The organism is Embleya sp. NPDC050154 (assembly GCF_044460165.1).
Lineage (GTDB): Bacteria > Actinomycetota > Actinomycetes > Streptomycetales > Streptomycetaceae > Embleya.
The window spans coordinates 61,489-83,584 of sequence record NZ_JBITJP010000025.1; the positions used below are offsets into that span (position 1 = coordinate 61,489).

The window sequence follows — 22,096 nt, forward strand, 5'->3', positions numbered from 1 at the left end:
AGAATGTCCTCACATCTGTCGTTCGAAGCTTGTCCCGGAGCGGGCTCAGAAGGTCAGCCCGTTACCGCGTGCGGCATCCGCGAGGGCGGCGATACGACCGTGGTACTTGTTACCACCGCGGTCGAACACAACGGCCTCTACACCGGCAGCCTTCGCGCGCTCGGCGACCAATTCGCCGACCTTGCGAGCCTGAGCGGTCTTGTCGCCCTCACCACCACGGATGGACGGGTCCATCGTGGAGGCCGAAGCGAGAGTGTGGCCGGCGATGTCGTCGATAACCTGCGCCACCATGTGACGGGTGGAGCGGCTCACGACGAGACGGGGCCGCAGCGGGGTGCCGGAAACCTTCTTCCGCACCCGGATGTGCCGGCGCTTGCGTGCGACAGACTTCTTCGCAACGCCCTTGCCGGTCTTCACGCCGACAGCCATGCCTACTTACCAGCCTTTCCGACCTTGCGGCGGATGACCTCGCCGGCGTACTTGACGCCCTTGGCCTTGTACGGGTCGGGCTTCCGCAGCTTGCGGATGTTCGCGGCGATTTCACCGACCTTCTGCTTGTCGATGCCTTCGACCGAGAAACGGGTCGGGGCCTCGACCACGAAGGTGATGCCCTCCGGGGCCTCGACGACGACGGGGTGGCTGAATCCGAGCGCGAACTCCAGCGAGGAGCCCTTCGCCTGGACTCGGTAACCGACACCGCTGATCTCGAGCTTCTTGATGTATCCCTGGGTCACACCAGTGATCATGTTCGCCACCAGCGTCCGGGACAGCCCGTGCAGGGCCTTCGAGCGACGCTCGTCGTCGGGACGGGTCACCGCGAGGGTGCCGTCATCCGACTTTGCGATCTCGATCGGGGCGGCGATGGTGTGCGACAGGGAACCCTTGGGGCCCTTCACGACAACCTCGCGGCCATTGATGGTGACGTCCACACCGGTGGGAACCGGGATGGGGAGACGTCCGATGCGCGACATTGCTCTCCTTCCCTTCCCTTACCAGACGAAGGCGAGGACTTCCCCGCCCACGCCCTTCTTGGCCGCCTGCTTGTCGGTGAGGAGACCGGTCGACGTCGAGATAATCGCGACGCCGAGGCCACCGAGCACCTTCGGCAGGTTCGTGGACTTTGCGTACACCCGCAGACCGGGCTTCGACACACGGCGGACGCCGGCGATCGAGCGCTCGCGGTTCGGGCCGTACTTGAGGACGACGGTGAGCTTCTTGCCCACCTCCGCGTCCTCGACGCGCCAGCCCTGGATGTAACCCTCCTGCTGGAGGATCTCCGCGATGTGCGACTTGATCTTGCTGAACGGCATCACGACATCGTCGTGATATGCCGAGTTGGCGTTCCGCAGACGGGTCAGCATGTCTGCGATGGGGTCGGTCATGGTCATGACGGCCTCAAGGCCTTTCTCGCCGTGGTTTCCCGGCGTGCGATCCCTCGCCCCGCCGCCCTCCCGAGGGAGAGCGGCGGAGCGACGACTGCGGTGCGGGACCTACGACGTCGTTACTGTTCTCGCCCGTCCCCGCGGGACGGGCGATGTGCCGGGTCGCGTCGGCCGTCGAAACGGCCGCCGCGAACTACCAGCTGCTCTTGGTGACGCCCGGCAGCTCGCCGGCGTGCGCCATCGTGCGCAGGCACACGCGGCACAGGCCGAACTTGCGGTACACCGAGTGAGGGCGGCCACAGCGCTGGCAGCGCGTGTAGCCACGAACCTCGAACTTCGGCTTGCGGGCGGCCTTTGCGATCAGGGCCTTCTTCGCCACGTCTCAGTCTCCTTGTTGCGTTCCTCAGTCGGCGAGCCGACTGCTCACGCTTCCTTGAACGGGAAGCCGAGGAGACGCAGCAGAGCGCGGCCCTCGTCGTCGTTCTTGGCGCTGGTCACCACAGTGATGTCCATGCCGCGAACGCGGTCGATCTTGTCCTGGTCGATCTCGTGGAACATCGACTGCTCCGTGAGACCGAAGGTGTAGTTGCCGCGGCCGTCGAACTGCTTCGGCGAGAGCCCGCGGAAGTCGCGGATACGCGGCAGAGCGATCGACAGCAGACGGTCGAGGAACTCCCACATCCGGTCGCCGCGCAGTGTAACGTGCGCGCCGATCGGCTGACCCTCACGCAGCTTGAACTGCGCGATGGACTTGCGGGCCTTCGTGACCTGGGGCTTCTGGCCGGTGATGGCCATCAGGTCCTTGATCGCGCCGTCGATCAGCTTCGAGTCGCGGGCGGCGTCGCCCACACCCATGTTGACCACGATCTTGGTGACGCCCGGAACCTGCATGACGTTCTCGAACGAGAACTCCTCACGCAGCTTGCCGAGGATCTCCTCGCGGTAACGCTGCTTCAGACGCGGCAGTTCGCGCGCCTCAGTGGTGACCGTCATCAGATGTCCTCACCGGTCCGCTTGGCGTACCGGATCTTGTTGCCCTCGTCATCGAACCGGAAGCCGGTCCGCGTCGGGACCTTCTTACCGTCCTTCTCCACGACCAGCATCACGTTGCTGACGTGGATGGAGGCTTCCTGGGTGATGATGCCACCGGTCTTGGCACCCTTGGCGGACTGACCCACCTTGGTGTGCTTCTTGATCCGGTTGACGCCCTCGACCAGGACGCGCTCCTTCGGCGGGTAGGCCGCGATGACCTTGCCCTGCTTGCCCTTGTCCTTGCCCGTGATGACCTGTACCAGGTCACCCTTCTTGATCTTCATCGCCTTCGCCATTGGTTAGAGCACCTCCGGCGCGAGCGAGATGATCTTCATGAACTTCTTCTCACGAAGCTCACGGCCGACCGGGCCGAAAATACGGGTGCCTCGGGGTTCGCCATCGTTCTTCAGGACAACGGCGGCGTTCTCGTCAAAGCGGATGTAGGAGCCGTCGACACGCCGGCGCTCCTTCACGGTCCGCACGATGACCGCCTTGATGACGTCACCCTTCTTCACGTTGCCACCGGGGATCGCGTCCTTGACGGTGGCAACGATGACGTCCCCGATGCCCGCGTAGCGCCGGCCGGAGCCACCGAGCACACGGATGCAGAGAATCTCCTTCGCACCCGTGTTGTCGGCGACTCGCAGTCGCGACTCCTGCTGGATCACGTCTAACTCCTGATCGTCACGTCGCGGTCACGACCCACGGTTGGTGGGGCGACCGGCGCTCGCTACTTGGCCTTTTCGAGGATCTCGACGATGCGCCAACGCTTGCTGGCGGACAGCGGCCGAGTCTCCATGAGGACGACACGGTCACCGACGCCACAGGCGTTCTGCTCGTCGTGAGCCTTCAGCTTGTTCGTGCGGCGGATGACCTTGCCGTACATCGGGTGCTTCACGCGGTCCTCGACGGCGACAACGACGGTCTTGTCCATCTTGTCGCTGACGACGAGGCCCTCACGGGTCTTGCGGAAACCCCGGGTTGCTTCAGTCATCTCAGTCTTCTCGCTCACGCCGCGCCTCCGGTCTCCTGCACGTCGATGCCCAGCTCGCGCTCGCGCATCAGCGTGTAGATCCGGGCGATGTCCTTACGGACAGCCTTGAGCCGCCCGTGGTTTTCGAGCTGCCCGGTCGCCGCCTGGAAACGGAGGTTGAACAGCTCCTCCTTGGCTTCGCGGAGCTTGGCGACGATTTCCTCGTCACCGAGTTCGCGGAGCTCGGACGCCTTGGTAACGGCCGCCATCACGCCTCACCAGCCTCGCGCCGGACGATCCGGCACTTCATCGGCAGCTTGTGCACGGCGCGGGTAAGCGCCTCACGAGCCACCTTCTCGTTCGGGTACGACAGTTCGAACATCACCCGACCGGGCTTGACGTTCGCGACCCACCACTCGGGCGAGCCCTTACCGGAACCCATGCGGGTCTCGGCAGGCTTCTTGGTCAGCGGACGGTCGGGGTAGATGTTGATCCACACCTTGCCACCACGGCGAATGTGCCGGGTGATGGCAATACGAGCGGACTCGATCTGACGGTTGGTCACGTACGCCTGGCCGAGGGCCTGGATGCCGTACTCGCCGAACGCCAGTTCCGTACCGCCCTTGGCGCGGCCACCGCGCTTGGGGTGGTGCTGCTTGCGGTGCTTGACCCTGCGGGGGATCAGCATCGGGGTCAGGCCTCCGATCCGGATTCGGGCGCCGAGTTCACAGCCTCGGCCGCCGGCGCGGAGCCGGTGTCCGAGGAACCGGTGGCCTGCGCGTCGTTCTGCTGCGGACGTCCGCCGCGGCCACCACGGCCGCCGCGCTCGCCGCCACGACCGCCGCCGCCACCCTCGCCACGACGGGGACGCTCGGGAGCGCCACCACGGGCGGGACGGTTGCTGGCGCGAGCCGCGGCGTTCTCGGCGCGAACCTCGGCGATGTTCTTGACGTCGCCCTTGTAGATCCACACCTTCACACCGATGCGACCGAACGTCGTACGGGCCTCGAAGAAGCCGTAGTCGACGTTGGCGCGCAGCGTGTGCAGCGGCACGCGACCCTCACGGTAGAACTCCGAGCGGGACATTTCGGCCCCACCCAGACGACCACCGCACTGGATCTTGATGCCCTTGGCCCCGGCCTTCATGGAGCTCTGCATCGCCTTGCGCATCGCGCGGCGGAAGGACACGCGGCTCGAGAGCTGCTCGGCCACACCCTGCGCCACAAGCTGAGCGTCGACCTCGGGGTTCTTGACCTCGAGGATGTTCAGCTGAACCTGCTTGCCGGTGAGCTTCTCGAGCTCACCGCGGATGCGGTCGGCCTCCGCACCACGACGGCCGATGACGATGCCCGGCCGGGCGGTGTGGATGTCGACGCGGACGCGCTCACGGGTGCGCTCGATCTCTACCTTCGAGATCCCGGCGCGCTCCATGCCCTTCGTCATCATCTGACGAATCTTGACGTCCTCGCCGACGTAGTCCTTGTACAGCTTGTCGGCGTACCACCGGGACTTGAAGTCCGTGGTGATGCCGAGACGGAACCCGTGCGGGTTAACCTTCTGGCCCACTAGCGGGTCCTCTCCTTCTCGGCGACAACCACGGTGATGTGGCTGGTGCGCTTGCGGATGCGGTACGCCCGGCCCTGTGCCCGCGGACGGAAACGCTTGAGGGTCGGACCCTCGTCCACGTAGGCGGCGGACACGTACAGGATGTTCGTGTCCAGGTTGTGGTTGTGACCGGCGTTGGCAATGGCGCTGTCCAGCACCTTGCCGACCGGCTCACTCGCGGCCTGCGGAGCGAATCGCAGGACCGCCTGGGCCTCCGCGGCGTTCATGCCACGGATGAGGTCCACCACACGGCGGGCCTTCATGGGCGTGACGCGGATGTACCGCGCCTGAGCCCTGGCTTCCATCGACGTCCCCTTGCTCATCTCGATATCCATGCGATTCGCCGCGTCAGCGACGACGCGACTTCCGGTCGTCCTTCTCGTGACCGCGGAAGGTCCGAGTCGGCGCGAACTCGCCGAGCTTGTGGCCGACCATCGACTCGGTCACGAACACCGGGACGTGCTTACGGCCGTCGTGCACCGCGATCGTGTGGCCCAGCATCGCCGGGACGATCATCGAGCGGCGGGACCAGGTCTTGATGACGTTCTTGGTTCCCTTGTCGTTCTGTACGTCCACCTTCTTGATCAGGTGGCCGTCGACGAAGGGTCCCTTCTTGAGACTGCGCGGCATCGAGACTGCTCCTAGCGCTTCTTGTTCGTCTTGCGGCGGCGGATGATGAGCTTGTCGCTGGCCTTCTTCGGCCGGCGAGTACGACCCTCGGGCTTACCCCAGGGGCTCACCGGGTGGCGACCACCGGAGGTCTTACCCTCACCACCACCGTGCGGGTGGTCGATGGGGTTCATCGCCACACCGCGGACGGTCGGGCGCTTGCCCTTCCAGCGCATGCGACCGGCCTTGCCCCAGTTGATGTTCGACTGCTCGGCATTGCCGATCTCGCCGACCGTCGCCCGGCAGCGCACGTCCACCAGGCGAATCTCGCCCGAGGGCATGCGGAGGGTCGCGTGAGCGCCCTCCTTCGCCAGCAGCTGCACGCTGACACCCGCGGAACGGGCGATCTTCGCGCCGCCACCGGGCCGAAGCTCGATGGCGTGGATGACCGTACCGACCGGGATGTTCCGGAGCGGCATGTTGTTGCCCGGCTTGATGTCGGCGCCCGGACCGTTTTCGATCCGGTCGCCCTGCTTCAGCTTGTTCGGGCACAGGATGTAGCGCTTCTCGCCGTCCGCGTAGTGCAGAAGAGCGATGCGCGCGGTGCGGTTCGGGTCGTACTCGATGTGAGCGACCTTCGCCGGAACGCCGTCCTTGTCGTTGCGCCGGAAGTCGATCAGTCGGTACGCGCGCTTGTGGCCGCCACCCTGGTGGCGAGCAGTCACACGGCCGTGGTTGTTACGACCACCCTTGCTGTGCAGAGGGCGGACCAGCGACTTCTCCGGCTCGGACCGCGTGATCTCGACGAAGTCGGCGACGCTGGCGCCACGACGGCCCGGCGTCGTCGGCTTGTACTTGCGGATGCCCATGGCTTCTCTTAGTCCTCGTCCGTATCAGCGGCCGTCAGCCGACGGGTCCACCGAAGATGTCGATCCGCTCGCCCTCTGCAAGGGTGACGATCGCGCGCTTCGTGTCCTTGCGCTTGCCGAAACCGGTCTTGGTGCGCTTGCGCTTACCGACGCGGTTGATCGTGTTGACGCTCTCGACCTTGACCCCGAAGACCGCGATGACGGCCTGCTTGATCTGGGTCTTGTTGGCGTCGGGGTGCACGATGAACGTGTACTTGTTCTCGTCGATGAGCCCGTAGCTCTTCTCCGAGATCACCGGCTTCAGCAGCACATCGCGCGGGTCGGTGTAGGTCTTGCTGGTGACCTTCGTCGTGCTCTCGACGGTGTCGGTGCTCACGCGTGGCTCCCTTCGAGCTCGTCGGAGCTCGCGACCGCCGAGGCGGCCTGGGCCGGTCCGGCGATGAAGCGCTCCAGAGCGGCCTTCGTGAAGACCACGTCGTCGGAGACGAGCACGTCGTAGGTGTTCAGCTGCCCGACCTCGAGCAAGTGCACCTGCGGAAGGTTGCGGGCGCTCAGCCAGGCAGTGGTGTCGGACTTCTCGACGACCAGGAGCACGTTCTTGCGCTCACTGATCTTGCCGAGCAGCGTCTTCGCCGCCTTGACCGACGGCTTGTCGCCCTCGACCAGCGCGGAAACGCAGTGGATGCGCTCGTGACGCGCCCGGTCGGAGAGGGCACCGCGCAGGGCGGACGCCTTCATCTTCTTCGGGGTCCGCTGCTCGTAGTCGCGCGGCACGGGACCGTGCACGACGCCACCACCGGCGAACTGCGGCGCGCGGGTCGAGCCCTGACGGGCGCGACCGGTGCCCTTCTGGCGGTACGGCTTGCGCCCACCGCCGCGGACCTCGCCACGAGTCTTGGTCTTGTGCGTGCCCTGACGAGCCGCGGCGAGCTGGGCCACGACGACCTGGTGGATCGTCGGGATGCTCACCTGGACGTCGAAGATCCCCTCGGGGAGATCGATCGTCCCGGACTTCTCGCCGGCGGGCGAAAGAACGTCAATGCTGGTCATGAAATTCACACACCCTTCGCAGCAGTGCGCACCAGCACCAGGCCGCCGTTGGGGCCGGGGACCGCGCCCTTGATCAGGAGCAGGCCCTTCTCGGCGTCTACGGCGTGCACGGTCAGGTTCTGGGTGGAGACGCGCTCGTTACCCATGCGGCCTGCCATGCGCACGCCCTTGAACACACGACCCGGGGTGGCGCAGCCACCGATCGAGCCGGGCGAGCGGTGCTTGCGCTGCGTACCGTGCGAGCTGCCGAGACCCTTGAAGCCGTGTCGCTTCATGACACCGGCCGTGCCCTTGCCCTTCGAGGTGCCCATGACGTCGACCTTCTGGCCGGCCTCGAACACCTCGGCGGTGATCTCCTGCGCCAGCGTGTACTCGCCGGCGTCGGAGGTACGGAGCTCGACCAGGTGGCGACGCGGGGTCACCCCGGCCTTGGCGAAGTGGCCGGCGAGCGGCTTGTTCACCTTGCGCGGGTCGATCGCGCCGAACGCGATCTGGACGGCGGAGTAGCCGTCGACCTCGGCGTTGCGGACCTGGGTCACGACGCAGGGCCCGGCTTCGACCACAGTCACTGGAACGACGCGGTTGTTCTCGTCCCAGACCTGGGTCATGCCGAGCTTCTTGCCCAGAATGCCCTTCATCTGCTTCGTCATCGTCGGTGCGTCCTCAGAGCTTGATCTCGATGTCGACGCCGGCCGGCAGGTCGAGACGCATAAGCGAGTCGACCGTCTTCGGCGTGGGGTCGAGGATGTCGATGAGCCGCTTGTGAGTGCGCATCTCGAAGTGCTCGCGCGAGTCCTTGTACTTGTGCGGCGAGCGGATGACGCAGTACACGTTCTTCTCGGTCGGCAGCGGCACCGGTCCCGCAACCTGCGCACCAGTACGCGTCACCGTCTCGACGATCTTCTTCGCCGAACTGTCGATGACCTCGTGGTCGTAGGCCTTGAGCCTGATGCGGATCTTCTGTCCCGCCATGGCTGCTTCGAATTCCTTCTCTCGTACCGCTGCGGATCACCCCCGCTGACACGGGGAGAAGACTTGGGCTGAAAACCCCTTGGGGTTTCCCTTCCCCGCCGACCCCCGCGGTCGGGCGTGTCGCTCTGTTGCTCACAAGCGCCCCTTGGAAACCCTTACGGGCGGCCTGGGGGCCTGGGCAACGTACTCTCGGCGTCACCTTCGCTGCGGCAAGCGAAAGGACGGCACGAGGTCGCTAAGCGACGACGCCGGCTGCATGGGTGGCAGGACAGAAGTCCACCGATTGTTCGGAGCCAACGGGGCCGGCGCCACGGCTCTGTCTGTTCGACAGGCACGGCGCAGCCCGTTGTCTATCCGAGCAACTTGGCTAGTATGCCCCACGAATGGCGGGCTTGGCCAATCGAGCGACTCCCCCAGGTTTGAGAGAGCCCCCGAGCAATGGATATCCGGTCCCACCTAGGGGGTGGAATCGATCCGGACAAAGCCCCGCCCGCCGACCCAGGTGGACCGGCGGGCGGGATTTCATCACTTCTTGATCTTGACGACCTGGCCGGCGCCCACGGTGCGGCCACCCTCGCGGATGGCGAAACGCAGACCCTCTTCCATGGCGATCGGCTGGATCAGCGCGACGTCCATGCCGGTGTTGTCACCCGGCATGACCATCTCGGTGCCCTCGGGGAGGGTCACCACGCCGGTCACGTCCGTCGTACGGAAGTAGAACTGCGGCCGGTAGTTGTTGAAGAAGGGGGTGTGACGGCCACCCTCGTCCTTCGACAGGATGTAGACCTGAGCCTCGAAGTCGGTGTGCGGCGTGACCGAACCCGGCTTGATGATGACCTGGCCGCGCTCGACGTCCTCGCGCTTGATGCCGCGCAGGAGCAGACCGACGTTCTCGCCCGCCTGACCCTCGTCGAGCAGCTTGCGGAACATCTCGATGCCGGTGACCGTCGTGGTGGTCTTGGTCTCCTTGATGCCGACGATGTCGACAGTCTCGTTGACCTTGACGATGCCACGCTCGATGCGGCCGGTGACGACGGTGCCACGACCGGTGATCGTGAAGACGTCCTCGACGGGCATCAGGAACGGCATGTCGGTGTCACGCGGCGGGGTCGGGATCGCCTCGTCGACGGCGGCCATGAGCTCGAGCAGCTTGCTGCCCCACTCCTTGTCGCCCTCGAGCGCCTTGAGCGCCGACACCCGCACGACCGGAAGGTCGTCGCCCGGGAACTCGTACTCGGAGAGGAGCTCGCGCACCTCGAGCTCGACGAGCTCCAGGATCTCCTCGTCGTCCACCATGTCGGCCTTGTTCAGCGCGACCACGATGTACGGAACGCCGACCTGGCGGGCCAGGAGCACGTGCTCCTTGGTCTGCGGCATCGGGCCGTCGGTGGCGGCGACCACGAGGATCGCGCCGTCCATCTGCGCGGCACCGGTGATCATGTTCTTGATGTAGTCGGCGTGCCCGGGGCAGTCGACGTGCGCGTAGTGACGGTTCTCCGTCTGGTACTCGACATGCGCGATCGAGATCGTGATACCGCGCTGCCGCTCCTCCGGCGCCTTGTCGATCTGGTCGAACGGCGTGAAGGGGTTCAGGTCCGGGTACGCGTCGTGCAGCACCTTGGTAATCGCCGCGGTCAGCGTCGTCTTACCGTGGTCGATGTGACCAATGGTGCCGATGTTGACGTGCGGCTTAGTCCGCTCGAACTTAGCCTTCGCCACTGGGGTCCTCCTGTGGACTGGTTCTTTACGCCGTACGACGTCGGGTATCGGGGGTGAGCCGGGGCGGGGGCACCGGAGTCCGGATACGGACCCCGGGTCCCCCTGGTATCGCTGCTGCCGCTGGGGCGGTGATTACTCGCCGCGCGACTTGGCGATGATCTCCTCGGCGACGTTCCTCGGAACCTCGGCGTAGGAGTCGAACTGCATGGAGTAGCTCGCGCGACCCGAGGTCTTGCTGCGGAGGTCGCCGACGTAGCCGAACATCTCCGACAGCGGGACCAAGGCCTTGACGACGCGCGCACCGAAGCGCTCGTCCATGGCCTGGATCTGGCCGCGACGCGAGTTGAGGTCGCCGATCACATCGCCCATGTAGTCCTCGGGCGTGGTGACCTCGACGGCCATCATCGGCTCGAGAAGAGCCGGGCTGGCCTGCCGGGCCGCTTCCTTGAACGCCTGCGAACCGGCGATCTTGAACGCGAGCTCGGACGAGTCGACCTCGTGGTAGCCACCGTCGATCAGCGTCAGACGCACGCCGACCATCGGGTAGCCGGCGAGAACGCCGTACTGCATGGCCTCCTGCGCACCCGCGTCCACCGAGGGGATGTACTCCCTGGGGATACGGCCACCGGTGACCTTGTTGACGAACTCGTACGCGTCACCCTCGAGCGGCTCGAGCGCGATCTGCACCTTGGCGAACTGACCGGTACCACCGGTCTGCTTCTTGTGCGTGTAGTCCACGCGCTCGACGACCTTGCGGATCGTCTCGCGGTAGGCCACCTGCGGCTTGCCGACGTTGGCCTCCACGCGGAACTCGCGCTTCATCCGGTCGACCAACACCTCGAGGTGCAGCTCGCCCATGCCGCCGATGATCGTCTGGCCGGTCTCCTCGTCGGTGTGCACCTGGAACGAGGGGTCCTCGGCGGCGAGGGACTGGATGGCAACACCCAGCTTCTCCTGGTCGCCCTTGGACTTCGGCTCGATGGCCACCTGGATGACCGGGGCCGGGAACGTCATCGACTCCAGGATCACCGGGTTCGCCGGGTCACAGAGCGTCTCACCGGTGGTGGTGTCCTTGAGACCCATCACGGCGATGATGTCGCCCGCGCCGACCGACGGGATCTCCTCACGCTTGTTCGCGTGCATCCGGTAGATCTTGCCGATGCGTTCCTTCTTGCCCTTGACCGAGTTCAGCACGGAGCTGCCGGCCTCGAGGACACCCGAGTAGACCCGGACGAAGGTGAGCTTGCCCAGGTGCGGGTCACGCATGATCTTGAAGGCGAGGCCCGCGAAAGGCTCGTCATCGCTCGGCTGGCGAACGATGACCTCTTCCTCCTTGTTCACCGCGTGGCCCTGGATGCCCTCGATGTCGAGCGGCGACGGCAGGTAACGGACGACCGCGTCGAGCAGGGGCTGAACGCCCTTGTTCTTGAACGCGGTACCGCAGAACACCGGAGTGAACGTCGGCTGGCCCTTGTTGTCACCCTTGGTCGAGGCGATGGTGGCGCGACGGATCGCGGCCATCAGCTGCTCCGTGGTGGGCTCTTCGCCCTCCAGGTACAGCTCCATCATCTCTTCGTCGTACTCGGCGATCGTCTCGAGCAGCTTGCCGCGGTACTCGGCGGCGGCCTCGGTGTGCGTGGCCGGGATGTCGACGACGTCGTACATCTCGCCCTTGGCCGCCTCGGCCGACCAGACCAGCGCCTTCATGGCGACCAGGTCGACAACGCCCTGGAAGTCCATCTCGGTGCCGATCGGAAGCTGCATGACCAGCGGAACCGCGCCCAGCCGCTCGTCGATCATGTCGACACAGCGGTGGAACTCGGCGCCGGTGCGGTCGAGCTTGTTCACGAAGCAGATACGCGGCACGCCGTACCGGTCGGCCTGACGCCAAACGGTCTCGGACTGCGGCTCCACGCCGGCGACACCGTCGAAGACGGTGACGGCGCCGTCGAGCACACGCAGCGAACGCTCCACCTCTACGGTGAAGTCGACGTGGCCCGGGGTGTCGATGATGTTGATCGTGTGATCGACGTCTTCGAGCGTCCAGTGACAGGTCGTCGCGGCAGACGTGATGGTGATGCCGCGCTCCTGCTCCTGTTCCATCCAGTCCATGGTGGCAGCGCCCTCATGAACCTCACCGATCTTGTAGTTGACCCCGGTGTAGAACAGGATCCGCTCGGTGGTGGTGGTCTTGCCCGCGTCGATGTGGGCCATGATGCCGATGTTTCGGACCTTGGCCAGATCAAGAGCAGTGGTAGCCATCGTGGCTTGTCTTCTCTCGGCTTCTCGTCGTTGCGGGTGGAACTACCAGCGGTAGTGCGCGAAGGCCTTGTTGGACTCGGCCATCTTGTGCGTGTCCTCGCGGCGCTTGACCGCGGCACCGAGACCGTTGCTCGCGTCCAGGAGCTCGTTCATCAGACGCTCGGTCATCGTCTTCTCGCGACGGGCGCGGGAGTAGCCGACGAGCCAGCGGAGAGCGAGGGTCGTGGAGCGGCCCGGACGGACCTCGACCGGCACCTGGTAGGTCGCGCCACCGACGCGGCGGCTGCGGACCTCGAGGGTCGGCTTCACGTTCTCGAGCGCGCGCTTGAGCGTGATGACCGGGTCGGTACCGGTCTTCTCGCGGCAGCCTTCGAGAGCGCCGTAGACGATCTTCTCGGCGACGGAGCGCTTGCCGCTCATCAGGACCTTGTTCACCAGCGAGGTGACCAGCGGCGAGTTGTAAACCGGGTCGATGATGACCGGTCGCTTGGGGGCAGGGCCCTTACGCGGCATTAGCTCTTCTCCTTCTTCGCGCCGTAGCGGCTGCGCGCCTGCTTGCGGTTCTTGACACCCTGGGTGTCGAGCGAACCACGAATGATCTTGTAGCGGACACCGGGGAGGTCCTTCACACGACCACCGCGAACGAGCACAATCGAGTGCTCCTGGAGGTTGTGACCCTCACCGGGGATGTAGGCCGTCACCTCGATGCCACTCGTGAGGCGCACACGCGCGACCTTGCGAAGCGCAGAGTTCGGCTTCTTCGGCGTCGTCGTGTAAACACGGGTGCACACGCCGCGACGCTGCGGGCTCCCCTTGAGCGCCGGAGTCTTGGCCTTGTCGACCTTGTCCTGGCGGCCCTTTCGGACCAGCTGCTGGATCGTGGGCACCGCGTCTCCGTCTTCTTCGTGCCGAGCGGTCTTTTTGAAGCGACTGCAATGTCTGAATCGGCCTGCATCCCGGTCGACGCCGGAGCCAACCGCAAGTCCGACCCCCGCGGTCGGGCGTGTCGCCCGGTCTTGGGAGTGTGCTTGCTGTGGAGGCTGCGGGTCGGCCCCTTACGCCCTCTCACGCACGCATCCCGTGGGGATTGCGGTGAGCGCAGGCACAAGAGCCCGGGGACACCCCAGGCACAAGGAGAGAGACTACCTACCACAGCAGCAGAGGTCAAAGCGAAAAGAAAGACCCCCGCCACGACATGGAATTCGGCGCTCTCACCTTGGCGGAGCACCGAATCGTTCAGGGCGGTACATCACCCTCCGAGCCCCACCGTACCCGGCATTGCGGCCGGAGGCGAACGAGCGCACGCGTGGTGGTCGCCCGGGCGGGACGCGGTGACTCAGCACACGGCGCGCAGCGCGCCGAACAGATGCAGGTGATCGGAATAGTCGTGGCCGTCCGAGTCCAGTACGACGATCACGATGACCAGCGCCAGCAGCGCCATCCCGATCCAGCCCAGCACCACGCCGGCGATCGCCATGCCCCGACCCTGCTGACCGGTGCGCTCGGTCTGGGCCAAGGCTATGTGCCCGAAGATCACCGCGAGCAGGCTGCCGATCCAATAGATCCAGACGATGCCCAGGATCATCGACGCGATGGCCAGGCCGTTGGTGCCCGGCTGAGGCAGGTATCCGCCGTAGCCGGGGTGTTGGTAGTAGCCGTACGCGTACGGCTGCTGCTGCCCGTACGGCGGCGCCTGGCCGTATGCGTAAGGCGGGGGCTGCTCCCCCGGACCGTAGCCCTGGCCGTGCGGCGGGGGCGGCTCGCCGTAGGGGCTCCACGCGGCGCCGGGGGGCTGATCTTCGTGGTGCTCGTATCGGGGCTCGTACTGGGGCCCGTCAGGGGTGCTCATGGGGTTCTCCCGGGGTGGGACGGCGCGTTGGCAGCATCGTCGCACCGATCGGCGCCGGCATGGAGGGCCTGCGAACAACCCGGGTCCGCGCACGCGACAGGGCCGCCACCCCGAAGGGTGACGGCCCTGTTCCCGGCTGTGGGCCGATCAGCCCTGGTAGCCGCCGAAGTCGTACTCCTCCAGCGGGACGGCCTGGCCGGAGCCCGAACCGAACGCGGAGTAGTCGGCCTCGTCGTACCCGGACATCGAGTACATCGCGGCCTTGGCCTCTTCGGTGGGCTCGACCCGGATGTTGCGGTAGCGGGGCATGCCCGTACCGGCCGGGATGAGCTTGCCGAGGATCACGTTCTCCTTCAGGCCGAGCAGCGGGTCCGACTTGGCGTGGATCGCCGCGTCGGTCAGCACTCGGGTGGTCTCCTGGAAGGAGGCCGCCGACAACCACGACTCGGTGGCCAGCGACGCCTTCGTGATGCCCATGAGCTGCGGACGGCCCGAGGCCGGGTGCCCGCTCTCCGACATCACCCGACGGTTCTCGGTCTCGAACCGGCCGCGCTCGACGAGCTCGCCCGGAAGCAGCTCGGCGTCGCCCGACTCGATGATCGTCACGCGGCGGAGCATCTGCCGAATGATGATCTCGATGTGCTTGTCGTGGATCGACACACCCTGCGAGCGGTAGACCTGCTGGACCTCCGCCACGAGGTGGATCTGCACCGCACGCTGGCCGAGGATGCGCAGCACGTCGTGCGGGTTGACCGCGCCGACGAGCATCTTCTGACCGACGTCGACGTGGTCGCCCTCGTCGACCAGCAGGCGCGAGCGCTTGCTGACCGCGTACGCCAGTTCCTCGGAACCGTCGTCCGGGACCACCACGACCTTGCGGGTCTTCTCGGTGTCCTCGATGCGCACCCGACCGGCCGCCTCGCTGATCGGGGCGACACCCTTGGGGGTGCGCGCCTCGAAGAGCTCGACGACACGCGGCAGACCCTGCGTGATGTCGTCACCCGCCACACCACCGGTGTGGAAGGTACGCATCGTGAGCTGGGTGCCGGGCTCACCGATCGACTGGGCGGCGATGATGCCGACCGCCTCGCCGATGTCCACGAGCTTGCCGGTCGCCAGCGAGCGGCCGTAGCACATGGCGCACGTACCGACCTTGGACTCGCAGGTCAGCACCGAACGCGTCTTCACCGACTCGACACCTTCGGCGACGAGGTGGTTGATGATCACGTCACCGAGGTCGGCGTTGGCCGGGGCCAGCACCTTGCCGTCCACGACGACGTCCTCGGCCAGGTTGCGGGCGTACACGCTGGTCTCGACGTCGTCGTCCTTGCGGAGCACGCCGTCGGCACCGCGGGTGGCGATCGACAGGACCAGGCCGCGGTCGGTGCCGCAGTCCTCCTCGCGCACGATCACGTCCTGCGAGACGTCCACCAGACGACGGGTCAGGTAACCCGAGTCGGCGGTACGCAGCGCGGTGTCGGCCAGACCCTTACGGGCACCGTGCGTCGAGATGAAGTACTCGAGGACGGACAGACCCTCACGGAAGGACGCCTTGATGGGACGAGGGATCGTCTCGTTCTTGGCGTTCGACACCAGACCACGCATACCCGCGATCTGACGCATCTGCATCATGTTTCCGCGAGCACCCGAGTCGACCATCATGAAGATGGGGTTCGTCTTGGGGAAGTTCAGGTTCATCGCCTCGGCGACCTCGTTGGTCGCCTTGGTCCAGATCTGAATCTGCTCCTGCTGACGCTCGTCCTTGGTGATCAGGCCGCGCTCGTACTGCTTCTGGACCTTCTCGGCCTGGGCCTCGAAGCGCTCCAGGATCTCCTTCTTCGCCGGCGGCACGACGACGTCGGAGATCGAGACGGTGACACCGGAACGGGTGGCCCAGTGGAAGCCGGCCTCCTTCAGGTTGTCCAGCGTCGCCGCCACGACCACCTTCGGGTACCGCTCCGCCAGGTCGTTCACGATGATCGACAGCGTCTTCTTGCCGATCTCCTCGTCGACGAACGGGTAGTCCGCCGGCAGGAGCTCGTTGAACAGCGCGCGGCCGAGCGAGGTGTGCACGCGCAGCGGCGAACCGGGCTCCCAGCCCTCGGGCGCGACCCAGCCGCGCGACGGGACGGTGCCCGCCGGCAGTCGCAGCTCGATCTTCGCCTGCAGGTCGAGCTCACGGGCGTCGAACGCCATGATCGCCTCGGCCGTGGACGCGAACACGCGTCCGTCGCCCTTGGTGTTCTCCCGCTCGGAGGTCAGGAAGAACAGGCCCAGCACCATGTCCTGGGTCGGCATGGTGACGGGACGACCGTCGGCCGGCTTCAGGATGTTGTTGCTCGAGAGCATCAGGATGCGGGCCTCGGCCTGCGCCTCCGCGGACAGCGGCAGGTGCACGGCCATCTGGTCACCGTCGAAGTCCGCGTTGAACGCGGTGCACACGAGCGGGTGAATCTGGATGGCCTTGCCCTCGACGAGCTGCGGCTCGAACGCCTGGATGCCCAGACGGTGCAGCGTCGGTGCGCGGTTGAGCAGCACCGGGTGCTCGGCGATGACCTCTTCGAGCACGTCCCACACCACGGGGCGGGCGCGCTCGACCATGCGCTTGGCCGACTTGATGTTCTGCGCGTGGTTGAGGTCCACCAGGCGCTTCATCACGAACGGCTTGAACAGCTCGAGCGCCATGGCCTTCGGCAGACCGCACTGGTGCAGCTTGAGCTGCGGGCCGACGACGATGACCGAACGCGCGGAGTAGTCCACGCGCTTGCCGAGCAGGTTCTGGCGGAAACGACCCTGCTTGCCCTTGAGCATGTCGGACAGCGACTTGAGCGGCCGGTTGCCCGGGCCGGTCACCGGACGACCGCGGCGGCCGTTGTCGAACAGCGCGTCGACGGCCTCCTGGAGCATCCGCTTCTCGTTGTTCACGATGATCTCGGGGGCACCGAGGTCGAGCAGACGCTTCAACCGGTTGTTGCGGTTGATCACGCGGCGGTACAGGTCGTTCAGGTCGGAGGTCGCGAAGCGGCCACCGTCCAGCTGCACCATCGGACGCAGGTCCGGCGGGATCACCGGGACGCAGTCCAGGACCATGCCGTTGGGGCTGTTCCGGGTCTGCTGGAACGCGGAGACGACCTTGAGGCGCTTGAGCGCGCGGGTCTTCTTCTGGCCCTTGCCGGTGCGGATGATCTCGCGCAGCTTCTCGGCCTCGGCGTCGAGGTCGAACGACTCCAGTCGACGCTGGAGCGCCTGCGCGCCCATGCCGCCCATGAAGTACGTGCCGAACCGGTCCCGCATCTCGCGGAACAGGATCTCGTCGCCCTCGAGGTCTTGGACCTTGAGGTTCTTGAACCGGGTCCAGACGTCGTCGAGACGGTCGAGCTCGCGCTGGTTGCGGTCGCGGAGCTGCTTCATCTCGCGCTCGGCACCTTCGCGCACCTTGCGGCGGACGTCGGACTTGGCGCCCTCGGCCTCCAGCTCGGCGAGGTCGGTCTCGAGCTTCTTCTGGCGCTCTTCGACGCTGGCGTCGCGACGCTGCTCGATCTGCTGCCGCTCGACCGAGATCTTGGCGTCGAGGGACGGCAGGTCGCGCTGGCGACGCTCGTCGTCGACGTACGTGATCATGTACGCCGCGAAGTAGATGACCTTCTCGAGGTCCTTCGGGGCGAGGTCGAGCAGGTAGCCGAGGCGGCTGGGCACGCCCTTGAAGTACCAGATGTGCGTGACCGGCGCGGCGAGCTCGATGTGGCCCATGCGCTCACGACGCACCTTGGCGCGAGTGACCTCGACGCCGCAGCGCTCACAAATGATGCCCTTGAAGCGGACGCGCTTGTACTTGCCGCAGTAGCACTCCCAGTCCCGGGTCGGACCGAAGATCTTCTCGCAGAAGAGCCCGTCCTTTTCCGGCTTCAGGGTGCGGTAGTTGATGGTCTCGGGCTTCTTGACTTCACCGTGCGACCACTGGCGGATGTCGTCTGCGGTAGCGAGGCCGATACGCAGCTCGTCGAAGAAGTTGACGTCGAGCACTGTTTCGTCAATCCCTCTTTCGGGGTTTGGTCCCGGCGGTCACGGCGGGGGCTGTGCCGTGATCACCAGTGTGTGTCTTCATCAGGACTGGGGTCGAAATCCCGGGGCCGGCCTCACGGCCGGACCCGGGAGGGAGCCTCAGACCTCTTCGACGCTGCTCGGCTCACGCCGCGACAGGTCGATACCAAGCTCCTCCGCAGCGCGGAAGACGTCCTCGTCGGTGTCGCGCATCTCGATCGACATACCGTCGCTGGAGAGGACCTCCACGTTGAGGCAGAGCGACTGCATCTCCTTGATGAGCACCTTGAAGGACTCGGGGATGCCCGGCTCCGGGATGTTCTCGCCCTTGACGATCGCCTCGTACACCTTCACGCGGCCGAGGACGTCGTCGGACTTGATGGTCAGCAGCTCCTGGAGGGCGTAGGCGGCACCGTATGCCTCGAGTGCCCACACCTCCATCTCACCGAAGCGCTGGCCACCGAACTGGGCCTTACCACCCAGCGGCTGCTGGGTGATCATCGAGTAGGGACCGGTCGACCGGGCGTGCAGCTTGTCGTCGACCAGGTGGTGCAGCTTGAGGATGTACATGTACCCGACCGAGACCGGGTGCGGGAACGGCTCGCCGGAGCGGCCGTCGTACATCTTCGCCTTGCCGGTGCCGTCGATCAGACGGACGCCGTCGCGGGTCTTGTTGGTCGAGTCGAGGAGACCGGTGATCTCCTCCTCGCGCGCACCGTCGAAGACCGGGGTGGCGACGTTGGTGCCGGGGGCACCCTGGTCGGCCGCGATCGCCCGGAGGCGACCCTTCCAGTCCTCGTCGTCGCCCTCGACGCTCCAGCCGGTCTTGGCGATCCAGCCGAGGTGCGTCTCCAGGACCTGACCCGGGTTCATGCGGGACGGGACACCGAGCGGGTTGAGGATGATGTCGACCGGGGTGCCGTCCTCCAGGAACGGCATGTCCTCGACCGGCAGGATCTTCGAGATGACGCCCTTGTTGCCGTGGCGACCGGCGAGCTTGTCACCGTCGGTGATCTTGCGCTTCTGCGCGACGTAGACGCGCACGAGCTGGTTCACGCCCGGCGGCAGCTCGTCGCCGGCCTCGCGGTCGAACACGCGGACGCCGATGACCTTGCCCGACTCGCCGTGCGGGACCTTGAGCGAGGTGTCGCGCACCTCGCGCGCCTTCTCGCCGAAGATCGCGCGGAGCAGGCGCTCCTCCGGGGTCAGCTCGGTCTCGCCCTTGGGCGTGACCTTGCCGACCAGGATGTCGCCGGGTACGACGTCGGCGCCGATCCGGATGATGCCGCGCTCGTCCAGGTCCGCGAGGACCTCCTCGGAGACGTTCGGGATGTCCCGGGTGATCTCCTCCGGGCCGAGCTTGGTGTCCCGGGCGTCGACCTCGTGCTCCTCGATGTGAATCGAGGAGAGGACGTCGTCCTGCACCAGACGCTGCGACAGGATGATCGCGTCTTCGTAGTTGTGGCCCTCCCACGGCATGAACGCCACGAGCAGGTTTTTGCCGAGGGCCATCTCGCCCTCTTCGGTGCACGGACCGTCGGCCAGCACCTGGCCGGCCTCGACCCGCGCGCCCTCGTCGACGACGACCTTCTGGTTGAAGGACGTGCCCTGGTTCGAGCGCATGAACTTCTGCACGCGGTACGTGGTGTACGTCGCGTCGTCGTTCATCACGGTGATGTAGTCGGCCGAGACGTCCTGGACCACGCCCGGCTTCTCGGCGGTGATCACGTCGGCGGCGTCGACCGCGGCGCGGTACTCCATGCCGGTGCCCACCAGCGGGGACTCCGCCTTCAGCAGCGGCACGGCCTGGCGCATCATGTTCGAGCCCATCAACGCGCGGTTCGCGTCGTCGTGCTCGAGGAACGGGATCATCGCGGTCGCGACCGACACCATCTGGCGCGGCGAGACGTCCATGTAGTCGACTTCGTCGCCGGGGATGTAGTCGATCTCGCCGCCGCGGCGACGCACGAGCACACGGGCCTCGGCGAAGACGTCGTCTTCCTTGAGCGGCGCGTTCGCCTGGGCGATGACGAAGCGGTCTTCCTCGTCGGCCGTCAGGTAGTCGATGCCGTCGGTGACCCGGCCCTCGATCACCTTGCGGTACGGGGTCTCCACGAAGCCGAACGCGTTGACCCGACCGTAGGACGCGAGCGAGCCGATCAGGCCGATGTTCGGGCCTTCGGGGGTCTCGATCGGGCACATCCGGCCGTAGTGCGACGGGTGCACGTCACGGACCTCGAAGCCGGCCCGCTCACGGGAGAGACCGCCGGGGCCCAGCGCGGACAGACGACGCTTGTGGGTCAGGCCCGACAGCGGGTTCGTCTGGTCCATGAACTGGGACAGCTGGCTGGTGCCGAAGAACTCCTTGATGGAGGCGACGACCGGCCGGATGTTGATCAGGGTCTGCGGCGTGATCGCCTCGACGTCCTGGGTGGTCATCCGCTCGCGGACGACGCGCTCCATCCGGGCCAGGCCCGTACGGACCTGGTTCTGGATGAGCTCGCCGACGTTGCGCAGACGACGGTTGCCGAAGTGGTCGATGTCGTCGACCTCGACCACGATCTCCTGGCCGGACGCGCCTTCCATGGCCTCTTCGCCGGCGTGCAGCTTGACCAGGTACTTGATGGTCGCGATGACGTCTTCGACGGTCATGACGCCGGCGTCCAACGCCTGCTCGACCCCGAGCTTCTTGTTCACCTTGTAGCGGCCGACCTTGGCGAGGTCGTAGCGCTTCGGGTTGAAGTAGAGGTTCTCGAGCAGGGTCTGCGCGGCCTCGCGGGTCGGCGGCTCCCCCGGACGCAGCTTGCGGTAGATGTCCAGCAGCGCGTCGTCCTGGCCCTGGGTGTGGTCCTTCTCCAGGGTCTGCCGCATCGACTCGTACTGGCCGAACTCCTCGAGGATCTGGGAGTCGGTCCAGCCGAGCGCCTTGAGCAGCACGGTGACGCTCTGCTTGCGCTTGCGGTCGATGCGGACACCGACGGTGTCGCGCTTGTCGATCTCCAGCTCCAGCCAGGCACCACGCGAGGGGATCACCTTCGCGCTGAAGATGTCCTTGTCGGACGTCTTGTCGACCTGGCTGTCGAAGTAGACACCCGGGGAGCGAACGAGCTGGGACACCACGACACGCTCGGTGCCGTTGATGATGAAGGTGCCCTTGTTCGTCATGAGCGGGAAGTCGCCCATGAAGACCGTCTGGCTCTTGATCTCGCCGGTCTCGTTGTTGGTGAACTCGGCGGTGACGAACAGCGGCGCCGAGTAGGTGAAGTCGCGCTCCTTGCACTCCTCGATGGAGTTCTTCGGAGGCTCGAACCGGTGGTCCCGGAACGTCAGGGACATCGACCCGGAGAAGTCCTCGATCGGGGAGATCTCTTCGAAGATCTCTTCGAGGCCGGACTTCGTGGGCACATCCTGTCCGCCCGCGAGGGCGGCCTCGACCCGTGCCTTCCACGCACTGTTGCCGAGCAGCCAGTCGAAGCTCTCGGTCTGCAACGCGAGAAGGTTCGGAACCTCCAGGGGTTCCCTGATCTTGGCGAAGGAGATGCGGAGCGGGGCAGTGGCGGCGCCGGGGTTGGTAGCGGAGGCGGTGCGCGAGGCGGCCAAGAGGGGTCCTTCCGAGGGCTCGGACTCACTATGCGCATACAAGACGGCCCGGGTTCATACACCGGGAGAAGTCAATAGGCAGCGCAAAGGGTCAGTGTAGCCACAAGGCACACCGCTGTCCAGCCCCTACGAA

At 66.2% G+C, this 22,096-nt stretch carries 25 protein-coding genes; all 25 read right to left on the bottom strand.

Annotated features, from left to right (window positions below; all coding sequences use genetic code 11):
• Window positions 1-45: 45 nt before the first annotated feature.
• The gene (gene rplR, locus ACIBSV_RS38790; protein WP_020549221.1) at window positions 46-429 is read right to left on the bottom strand and encodes a 50S ribosomal protein L18; all 384 of its coding nucleotides are present in this window, start codon (window positions 427-429) and stop codon (window positions 46-48) included.
• 2 nt (window positions 430-431) lie between these two features.
• Window positions 432-971 carry a 50S ribosomal protein L6 gene (rplF, locus tag ACIBSV_RS38795; RefSeq protein WP_020549222.1) on the bottom strand — a complete coding sequence of 180 codons (540 nt, stop codon included), beginning with the start codon at window positions 969-971 and terminating at the stop codon, window positions 432-434.
• 18 nt (window positions 972-989) lie between these two features.
• Complete coding sequence (gene rpsH, locus ACIBSV_RS38800) at window positions 990-1,388, bottom strand: 30S ribosomal protein S8 (RefSeq protein WP_020549223.1); 399 nt, start codon at window positions 1,386-1,388, stop codon at window positions 990-992.
• 187 nt (window positions 1,389-1,575) lie between these two features.
• The gene (locus ACIBSV_RS38805; RefSeq protein ID WP_020549224.1) at window positions 1,576-1,761 is read right to left on the bottom strand and encodes a type Z 30S ribosomal protein S14; all 186 of its coding nucleotides are present in this window, start codon (window positions 1,759-1,761) and stop codon (window positions 1,576-1,578) included.
• A gap of 44 nt (window positions 1,762-1,805) precedes the next feature.
• Window positions 1,806-2,375, bottom strand: coding sequence for a 50S ribosomal protein L5 (rplE, locus tag ACIBSV_RS38810; RefSeq protein WP_020549225.1), 570 nt, complete (start codon window positions 2,373-2,375; stop codon window positions 1,806-1,808).
• Window positions 2,375-2,698, bottom strand: a complete 324-nt coding sequence (gene rplX / locus ACIBSV_RS38815) for a 50S ribosomal protein L24 (protein WP_026217943.1) — start codon at window positions 2,696-2,698, stop codon at window positions 2,375-2,377. Before rplX ends, rplE begins: the two co-directional genes overlap by 1 nt.
• 15 nt (window positions 2,699-2,713) lie before the next feature.
• Window positions 2,714-3,082: a 50S ribosomal protein L14 gene (rplN, locus tag ACIBSV_RS38820; RefSeq protein ID WP_020549227.1), complete on the bottom strand. Its 369-nt coding sequence runs from the start codon at window positions 3,080-3,082 to the stop codon at window positions 2,714-2,716.
• A 62-nt stretch (window positions 3,083-3,144) separates the two neighbouring features.
• Window positions 3,145-3,426 carry a 30S ribosomal protein S17 gene (gene rpsQ / locus ACIBSV_RS38825; RefSeq protein WP_355532996.1) on the bottom strand — a complete coding sequence of 94 codons (282 nt, stop codon included), beginning with the start codon at window positions 3,424-3,426 and terminating at the stop codon, window positions 3,145-3,147.
• Window positions 3,423-3,656, bottom strand: a complete 234-nt coding sequence (gene rpmC / locus ACIBSV_RS38830; RefSeq protein WP_020549229.1) for a 50S ribosomal protein L29 — start codon at window positions 3,654-3,656, stop codon at window positions 3,423-3,425. The genes rpsQ and rpmC overlap by 4 nt, the downstream gene beginning before the upstream one ends.
• Entirely contained in the window at window positions 3,656-4,075 is a 420-nt protein-coding gene (gene rplP, locus ACIBSV_RS38835; protein ID WP_020549230.1) for a 50S ribosomal protein L16, read from the bottom strand. Before rplP ends, rpmC begins: the two co-directional genes overlap by 1 nt.
• 5 nt (window positions 4,076-4,080) lie before the next feature.
• Complete coding sequence (gene rpsC / locus ACIBSV_RS38840) at window positions 4,081-4,953, bottom strand: 30S ribosomal protein S3 (protein ID WP_078975729.1); 873 nt, start codon at window positions 4,951-4,953, stop codon at window positions 4,081-4,083.
• A complete protein-coding gene (gene rplV, locus ACIBSV_RS38845) occupies window positions 4,953-5,297 on the bottom strand; it encodes a 50S ribosomal protein L22 (RefSeq protein WP_026217944.1) in 345 nt (114 codons plus the stop codon). Before rplV ends, rpsC begins: the two co-directional genes overlap by 1 nt.
• A 43-nt stretch (window positions 5,298-5,340) precedes the next feature.
• Window positions 5,341-5,622 carry a 30S ribosomal protein S19 gene (gene rpsS, locus ACIBSV_RS38850; RefSeq protein WP_020549233.1) on the bottom strand — a complete coding sequence of 94 codons (282 nt, stop codon included), beginning with the start codon at window positions 5,620-5,622 and terminating at the stop codon, window positions 5,341-5,343.
• 11 nt (window positions 5,623-5,633) lie between these two features.
• Entirely contained in the window at window positions 5,634-6,470 is an 837-nt protein-coding gene (gene rplB, locus ACIBSV_RS38855) for a 50S ribosomal protein L2 (RefSeq protein ID WP_020549234.1), read from the bottom strand.
• Between the two features lie 34 nt (window positions 6,471-6,504).
• Window positions 6,505-6,846, bottom strand: a complete 342-nt coding sequence (gene rplW / locus ACIBSV_RS38860; protein WP_020549235.1) for a 50S ribosomal protein L23 — start codon at window positions 6,844-6,846, stop codon at window positions 6,505-6,507.
• Window positions 6,843-7,520, bottom strand: coding sequence for a 50S ribosomal protein L4 (gene rplD / locus ACIBSV_RS38865; protein ID WP_395871689.1), 678 nt, complete (start codon window positions 7,518-7,520; stop codon window positions 6,843-6,845). Before rplD ends, rplW begins: the two co-directional genes overlap by 4 nt.
• A 5-nt stretch (window positions 7,521-7,525) precedes the next feature.
• Window positions 7,526-8,170: a 50S ribosomal protein L3 gene (gene rplC / locus ACIBSV_RS38870; RefSeq protein WP_391585394.1), complete on the bottom strand. Its 645-nt coding sequence runs from the start codon at window positions 8,168-8,170 to the stop codon at window positions 7,526-7,528.
• 13 nt (window positions 8,171-8,183) lie between these two features.
• A complete protein-coding gene (gene rpsJ, locus ACIBSV_RS38875) occupies window positions 8,184-8,492 on the bottom strand; it encodes a 30S ribosomal protein S10 (protein WP_020549238.1) in 309 nt (102 codons plus the stop codon).
• Between the two features lie 525 nt (window positions 8,493-9,017).
• Window positions 9,018-10,211 (bottom strand): elongation factor Tu, encoded by a 1,194-nt coding sequence (gene tuf / locus ACIBSV_RS38880; protein WP_395871691.1) that lies wholly within the window; start codon window positions 10,209-10,211, stop codon window positions 9,018-9,020.
• A 132-nt stretch (window positions 10,212-10,343) separates the two neighbouring features.
• Complete coding sequence (fusA, locus tag ACIBSV_RS38885) at window positions 10,344-12,473, bottom strand: elongation factor G (RefSeq protein WP_395871693.1); 2,130 nt, start codon at window positions 12,471-12,473, stop codon at window positions 10,344-10,346.
• Window positions 12,474-12,515: 42 nt separating this feature from the next.
• Entirely contained in the window at window positions 12,516-12,986 is a 471-nt protein-coding gene (gene rpsG / locus ACIBSV_RS38890) for a 30S ribosomal protein S7 (protein ID WP_020549241.1), read from the bottom strand.
• On the bottom strand, window positions 12,986-13,360 hold the full coding sequence (rpsL, locus tag ACIBSV_RS38895) for a 30S ribosomal protein S12 (RefSeq protein WP_020549242.1): 375 nt from the start codon (window positions 13,358-13,360) through the stop codon (window positions 12,986-12,988). Before rpsL ends, rpsG begins: the two co-directional genes overlap by 1 nt.
• A 449-nt stretch (window positions 13,361-13,809) precedes the next feature.
• Window positions 13,810-14,322, bottom strand: a complete 513-nt coding sequence (locus ACIBSV_RS38900) for a DUF4190 domain-containing protein (protein WP_395871695.1) — start codon at window positions 14,320-14,322, stop codon at window positions 13,810-13,812.
• A 147-nt stretch (window positions 14,323-14,469) separates the two neighbouring features.
• Window positions 14,470-18,345 carry a DNA-directed RNA polymerase subunit beta' gene (locus tag ACIBSV_RS38905; RefSeq protein ID WP_395871697.1) on the bottom strand — a complete coding sequence of 1,292 codons (3,876 nt, stop codon included), beginning with the start codon at window positions 18,343-18,345 and terminating at the stop codon, window positions 14,470-14,472.
• Between the two features lie 138 nt (window positions 18,346-18,483).
• Entirely contained in the window at window positions 18,484-21,963 is a 3,480-nt protein-coding gene (gene rpoB, locus ACIBSV_RS38910) for a DNA-directed RNA polymerase subunit beta (RefSeq protein ID WP_360308749.1), read from the bottom strand.
• Window positions 21,964-22,096: the final 133 nt, after the last annotated feature.

Bases quoted from the DNA above. Each gene is read 5' to 3' on its own strand.
- rplR (WP_020549221.1), bottom strand. From the start codon at position 429: ATGGCTGTCGGCGTGAAGACCGGCAAGGGCGTTGCGAAGAAGTCTGTC.
- rplF (WP_020549222.1), bottom strand. From the start codon at position 971: ATGTCGCGCATCGGACGTCTCCCCATCCCGGTTCCCACCGGTGTGGAC.
- rpsH (WP_020549223.1), bottom strand. From the start codon at position 1,388: ATGACCATGACCGACCCCATCGCAGACATGCTGACCCGTCTGCGGAAC.
- rplE (WP_020549225.1), bottom strand. From the start codon at position 2,375: ATGACGGTCACCACTGAGGCGCGCGAACTGCCGCGTCTGAAGCAGCGT.
- rplX (WP_026217943.1), bottom strand. From the start codon at position 2,698: ATGAAGATCAAGAAGGGTGACCTGGTACAGGTCATCACGGGCAAGGAC.
- rpmC (WP_020549229.1), bottom strand. From the start codon at position 3,656: ATGGCGGCCGTTACCAAGGCGTCCGAGCTCCGCGAACTCGGTGACGAG.
- rplP (WP_020549230.1), bottom strand. From the start codon at position 4,075: ATGCTGATCCCCCGCAGGGTCAAGCACCGCAAGCAGCACCACCCCAAG.
- rplV (WP_026217944.1), bottom strand. From the start codon at position 5,297: ATGGAAGCCAGGGCTCAGGCGCGGTACATCCGCGTCACGCCCATGAAG.
- rpsS (WP_020549233.1), bottom strand. From the start codon at position 5,622: ATGCCGCGCAGTCTCAAGAAGGGACCCTTCGTCGACGGCCACCTGATC.
- rplB (WP_020549234.1), bottom strand. From the start codon at position 6,470: ATGGGCATCCGCAAGTACAAGCCGACGACGCCGGGCCGTCGTGGCGCC.
- rplD (WP_395871689.1), bottom strand. From the start codon at position 7,520: ATGACCAGCATTGACGTTCTTTCGCCCGCCGGCGAGAAGTCCGGGACG.
- rplC (WP_391585394.1), bottom strand. From the start codon at position 8,170: ATGACGAAGCAGATGAAGGGCATTCTGGGCAAGAAGCTCGGCATGACC.
- rpsJ (WP_020549238.1), bottom strand. From the start codon at position 8,492: ATGGCGGGACAGAAGATCCGCATCAGGCTCAAGGCCTACGACCACGAG.
- fusA (WP_395871693.1), bottom strand. From the start codon at position 12,473: ATGGCTACCACTGCTCTTGATCTGGCCAAGGTCCGAAACATCGGCATC.
- rpsG (WP_020549241.1), bottom strand. From the start codon at position 12,986: ATGCCGCGTAAGGGCCCTGCCCCCAAGCGACCGGTCATCATCGACCCG.
- ACIBSV_RS38900 (WP_395871695.1), bottom strand. From the start codon at position 14,322: ATGAGCACCCCTGACGGGCCCCAGTACGAGCCCCGATACGAGCACCAC.